The organism is Schlesneria sp. (genome assembly GCF_036405755.1).
GTDB classification, from domain to species: domain Bacteria; phylum Planctomycetota; class Planctomycetia; order Planctomycetales; family Planctomycetaceae; genus Schlesneria; species Schlesneria sphaerica.
Map to the genome: position 1 here is coordinate 1 of NZ_DASWWZ010000048.1, position 5943 is coordinate 5943.

The 5943-nt window shown below is 57.9% G+C and carries 3 protein-coding genes; all 3 read right to left on the reverse strand.

Features of this window, described 5'->3' with window-relative positions:
- Positions 1-560: 560 nt before the first annotated feature.
- Positions 561-992 (reverse strand): hypothetical protein, encoded by a 432-nt coding sequence (locus tag VGE80_RS01620; RefSeq protein WP_440591433.1) that lies wholly within the window; start codon positions 990-992, stop codon positions 561-563.
- Positions 993-1442: 450 nt separating this feature from the next.
- Positions 1443-2939: a DUF1501 domain-containing protein gene (locus tag VGE80_RS01625; protein WP_440591434.1), complete on the reverse strand. Its 1497-nt coding sequence runs from the start codon at positions 2937-2939 to the stop codon at positions 1443-1445.
- A gap of 36 nt (positions 2940-2975) precedes the next feature.
- On the reverse strand, positions 2976-5943 hold a 2968-nt coding region (locus VGE80_RS01630; RefSeq protein ID WP_440591435.1), incomplete at its 5' end, for a DUF1553 domain-containing protein.

Below are 5943 nucleotides of genomic sequence, written 5' to 3' on the forward strand. Positions count from 1 at the left end.
CGAAGCCAATAAATGAAGACAAAACGTCGCAATACTTGTTTAAGACAATCCGCAAAGTCAATAAGGGCAAACCCATTGGCGAGAAGTCGCCACGTCTGAAAAGTCCCAGTGCGTCTGTTCACGAGCGATTCTCGAACTGATCAGTCGAGAACCTTCGTCGCCGGAAAATTGGATGTGATGCAGAGATGCTGAATGATTATTGCTTTTTAAAAAAGCAAATGCAAGAAACTTGCACGATCGTGCAGTCCAGAGGGTGACGATTGTTACCCTCTGCACAGATTTGCCTGCAGCAGAGACTGGGAGACACGCCCGGTGAGGACCGGGTCTTGGGGTCTCAGAGGGGGAGAATGATTGCGGAGTTCGGACTGAGCCAGGGGGGCATCGTCTGCGGACGAAAGTGACCCGCGATCCCGTCCCCAGCCGGGGAAGAGAGTGTTTTTGATCGTTGCAGCTGTGATCTGATTCTCGCGAGCCTGCCCGATACCTCTGCGCGAACGAGACGCGTCCGCGAACGGGCATGCGGCCGTCGTCAGACTCAAGCTTGTTCACGTCCTCAAGTTCTATTCAGAACCAAGGATATGAACTTTACCGTGACAGAAGCGGCAGGCGACTTTGGACCCGACGTACTTATGAGCGAAGCGGAGTGACTCCTGACAGTGGGGACACTGTGCGTAGGAATCGGCTTCGATGACCGCCTTACTGGCTGGATCAAGGGAAAAGTCGGCCGAACAGAACTTGCATTGCACTCGTTGTCCCAGGTACTTCCGATTGATCTTCAATTCCTGGTGACAACTCGTGCACTCGATGAACAGCCCGACGGGGGTGATCTCAACCACGCTTTCGACCTCCTGAAGTGGGAAGAACGTGGGAATCTCAACGCTCTCTTTCTCCAGTTCCAGATTGAGGAGCTGACGACACGTTCGACAGTGAATGACATTCGGTGGCATATCTTCGCCACATTGCGGACATGGGCCGCCTGGCCAAGCGGGCATACTCGTTATTCCCCGAAGTAGAAATACAAAATTTGAAAAAACGGACTGGGGTACGCGAACTGACACCCCCGGGCGAACATTGCGGTCAAACCTCGAAACGGCCCGCTCGCCCAGGCAGGTTTGCCCATCATCGAAGCAGATCATTCAATTTCGCAATACACAGTGGAATTCTAATACAGTATCCAATTCTTCCACAGTACCCAACCGATCACAACAATTCAGCTCAACGTCGGAACGGAAATCCCATCGGTTCGGATTTCGAATTTGACGGATTCCCAGAAGGCATCGGCGCTGTGGACCTGGAGGAAGCCGATCTAACGATCGTGAACAAATGTTCTCTCCGCGAGCGACGGATCTCCGACGACCCCTTCGGCTGGGGTGGATGGTGTTTTCAGCCTGAACTGTTTTTCCGCGTGAAGAGGGGCGATCCGGAGGATGGACTCGCGAACTTCAGGCCAGCACCGGCCGAATCAATTCTCCATGGACGTCCGTCAGGCGGAAGTGGCGACCCTGGAATTTGAACGTCAACTGATGATGGTCGATGCCCAGGCAGTGGAGAATCGTGGCGTTCAGGTCGTGGACGTGGACGGGGTCTTTCGTGACGTTGTAGCTGTATTCGTCCGTTTCGCCGTACGTCAGTCCGCCGCGCACCCCTCCGCCTGCCATCCACATGGTGAAGCAACGAGGGTGGTGGTCGCGGCCATAAGTTTCGGCGGTCAGGTTTCCCTGACAGTAAACGGTCCGTCCGAATTCACCGCTCCAGACAATCAACGTGTCGTCGAGTAATCCTCGCTGTTTCAGATCGCGAATCAGGGCTGCACACGGTTGATCGATATCGTGTGCCTGCTGGGGAATCTGAGAGGGCAGGTTAGTGTGCTGATCCCAGCCCATATGAAACAACTGGATGAATCGGACCCCTCGTTCCGCTAACCTTCGCGCGAGCAGGCAGTTCGCCGCGAAGGTTCCCGGCTTACGGGAATTCGGTCCATACAACTCAAAGGTATGATCGGACTCGTCCGAGACATTCGCCAGATCGGGGACCGATGTCTGCATGCGAAACGCCAGCTCATATTGGGCAATTCTGGCTTCAATCTCGGGGTCACCCAGCCGATCCAGCTGGATTCGATTGAGGGCCGCCTGATCGTCGAGCATTCCTCGCCGCACTGGGGGATCAATTCCTGCAGGGTTAGCGAGGTAAAGGACTGGTTCGTTCCCGCTTCGCAGTTTGACTCCCTGGTGTTGTGAGGGGAGGAAGCCGGAACCCCACAACCGATCATAGAGTGGCTGGTCATTGGGCCTGCCGGTTCCGCGAGACAGCATGACCACAAACGCGGGCAGGTCCTGGTTTTCCGAACCCAGGCCATACGACAGCCATGACCCGAGGCTCGGGCGTCCTGCAAGCTGGGCTCCGGTCGTCAGAAACGTGACTGCCGGATCATGGTTGATCGCTTCGGTTGACATTGACTTGATGAAGCAGATGTCATCCGCCACACGTCCCAGATGCGGCAGGAGTTCGCTGAGAGTTGCCCCCGATTCGCCGTGCCGCGAGAACTGAAATCGGGATGGAACGATCGGAAACCGGCTCTGTCCCGCCGTCATATTGGTCAGACGCTGTCCTCTGCGGATGGACTCGGGCAGATCCTCTCCTTGCCGGGCTTTCAGTTCTGGTTTCGGGTCAAACAACTCGAGTTGCGAGGGGCCACCTGACTGGAACAGAAAGATGACGCGCTTTGCACGCGGTACCGCGTGTGGCCATTTAGTATGAGGTACCGAGGTCGTACGGTCATTGGCGGTTTTCTGAGAATGGTCCTCAGCCGACAGGGAACTGAGTGCGGCGAGTCCCAGAGAAGACCCCACTCCGGTGAGCAAGCTCCGTCGAGACAGGCAATCGCCGACCGCACAAGGATGATCAGAGGCCGAAGGGGAACCGTCAGGTGAATGGGACATCGCATATCTCGCGAGAACGGCTGCCCGTCGTGAAACTCACGGTTTCACGACGAACTCGTCCAGGTTGAAAATGACACTGATCGTTGCGGTATAGGCAGCCAGTTCCACTGGCGGAATCGAGGTCTGTGGGGGAGTCTCCCCGAGGGAAATGAGCTTCTCGACCTCTTCCGGGAATGCTTCGAAGGTCGTTCTTCTCCGCTTGAATCCCTCGGTCAGGATGTTCAGCTCGCGGTCGCTGGGAGAGCGGGACAAGATCCGGCGAAACGCCCAGTCGATTCGGGATTGGGGGGAAGTTCCTCCAGCGACGATAGCCTGTTCCGCGAGAACGCGTGCCGCTTCCACATAAGTGACATCGTTCATCAGGTTGAGTGCCTGAATGGGGGTATTGGTGCGGGGAAGGCTCACACGGCAGGCTTCGCGTGTCGAAGAGTCAAACACAGTCATCGCCGGGGGCGGCGCCGTGCGCTTGCGATAGGTATAAATGCTGCGGCGGTACAGATCGGGACCATGGTCCTGAACATAAACCGAGTACGGTCCCGGAACCGCTTCCGCACTCAGTTCTTCCCACAAACCTGCGGGCTGATAGGGCTTTACACTGGGACCGCCAAGCCTTTCGGCAAGCAGTCCACTGGCGGACAATGCCGCATCGCGCACCATCTCTGCGGGAAGTCGCACGCGTGGGCCTCGTGCCAGCAATCGATTTTCCGGATCTCGCTGCAAAAGATCCGGCGACACGGTGGCAGCTTGCCGATAGGTGGTCGAAGTAATGATCGTTCGCAAGGACTTCTTCAGGTCCCACCCCAATGGAGAATGTTTCGAACCAGGGTACGAGGCGTCATCCGGACTTCGCGCCGCGAACCTGCTGCGCGCATCGCTGGCGACGGGGCCCGAGAACTCGGTCGCCAACCAGTCGAGTAACTCAGGGTGGCTGGGAGCTTCCCCCTGAATCCCGAAGTCTTCCGATGTTTTCACCAGACCGATGCCGAATAGAGACTGCCACAGGCGGTTCACCGTCACGCGTGCCGTGAGCGGATTTTCTGGTGAAACCAGCCAGGTGGCGAGGTCAAGTCGATTGGGGGGTGTTGAGACCGGACTGCGATCGTGCGCCGTAAGGTTCGAAAGGATGGCAGGGAGCGCCGATTCGACAACTTCACCCGGCTTGTCGTATTCACCTCGCTTCAGCAGTCGAGTCTCGCGGCGGTTTGGGGCGTCCTCCATCACCATGGTGGTGGGGACGGTTGCCAGGAATTCGGCATATCGGGTACGTGCGTCGAGCAGACGCTGGCGCGCTCGTCGTTCGACTTCGGGAGCGTCTTTCGCCAGATAGTATTCCCGCAATTTTTCCAGTTCGTTCGGACCGAGTGTCTCCAGCGTCCGCGTGGCGATGGCAGAGATGGATTCGCCGGAAGCCAGAGATCGGGCAACCTGCGACGTGATGCGGCCTCGATAGAACCGCAGTTCGTCGATTGATCCGACAAAGGAGGCCGCACTCCCACCGCCCCCCACGCGCAGCGGAACTTTGGCACGAATGGGGTTGCTCAGCAGATCGACCAGGACTTTCAGTGGCCTCGGTTCGCCATTCATTCGAACCGCCACACCGCGCGCCGCGCTGGATCCGTCGTAGGTGACCAGCAGGTGGGTCCATTCCTCTTTGGGCAACGTCTCTTCGGTTTCGACGCGGATGAGGTCATCGAGGATTCGACCCGACAGCAGGACCTGTAACCGACCATTCGCTTCGCGCCGCAGCTCATAGCCATGGGACGAGTTCTCGTGATCCATGCGGGCAAGAATTGTCATGGCATGGTCCGCTCGCGGCTTGACCCAGCAGGAAATGACAAACGATTCTTCCTCGCCCAGATACCCTGCGATCCCGGCGTCGATCCAGCGGCGTCCATCGAAGGTCGCAGCCTGACCCAGAGGTCCCGATTCGTAAGTCGGTTTGCCGTCGTGCCACTGCCCAACCCGTTCCTGGGGCGAATCGAGTTCGGCCGGGGGGATCTGCAGGTCTCTCGCCAGGCGGCTCTGGGAACTGACCTGGTTGACCGCTCCCTGGATTCCTGTCCCGCCATCAAAGGAAAGGTAAGAGTCGAGTCCTGGAGTGTACGACCATTCGACCGGGACGGAGTCACCCCGGATTGAGTCCATCATGGACCGCATTCCGGTGAGTACCGACGGGGCCAGTCCCTGCCATGCGGCATCGGCTGCGGTGCGTTCCTGCTCAAGCAGCGCCAGATGACGTAGCTGGTCAGCCGTCGGGGCAGGGAGGTAAGGCATGGAATTGCCGTTGCGGATGTATTTTCCGGGCTCCGGCACCTGATTGAAATACGCGAAGAGCTGATAGAACTCACGCTGTGAGATCGGATCGTATTTGTGATCGTGGCAGCGGGCGCAGCCGATCGTCAGTCCCAGCCAGACTGTCGAAGTTGTCTCAACACGGTCGACGACATATTCGATCCGAAACTCTTCCGGGATGATTCCCCCTTCGGCATTTCCACGGTGATTCCGATTGAATCCCGTCGCGATCAGGCGGTCATTTGCTATCAGAGAGGGCTGACGTTCGAGGTCGTCTTCAGTGTGACCGCTCGCTCTGACTTCGGGGGAAGGGCTTGACGAGACGCGGGCTTCCAGCAGATCGCCAGCCAGTTGATCGAGCGTGAACTGATCAAAGGGCACGTTTTGATTAAATGCGTTGATGACCCAGTCACGCCAGCGCCACATGAATCTCGGACCGTCCGTCTGGTAGCCATTGGTGTCGGCATAGCGTGCAGCGTCGAGCCAGTTCGTTGCCATCCGTTCGCCGTAGCGAGGGGACGCCAGCAAGCGGTCCACCAGTCGTTCGCAGGCATCGGGAGAGGAGTCGGCCAGGAATGAGGCGACTTCGTCGGGGGTCGGGGGGAGTCCGACTAAATCGAAACTGAGTCGCCGAATCAGGGTCGCTCGGTCCGCTTCGGGGGTGGGATTCAGTCCTTCCCGATCAAGCTTTTCCTGAACAAACGCGTCGATC

What these genes read in the sequence shown, in the direction of transcription:
- VGE80_RS01620 (WP_440591433.1), bottom strand. Translation starts at nt 992, where the DNA reads ATGCCCGCTTGGCCAGGCGGCCCATGTCCGCAATGTGGCGAAGATATG.
- VGE80_RS01625 (WP_440591434.1), bottom strand. Translation starts at nt 2,939, where the DNA reads ATGTCCCATTCACCTGACGGTTCCCCTTCGGCCTCTGATCATCCTTGT.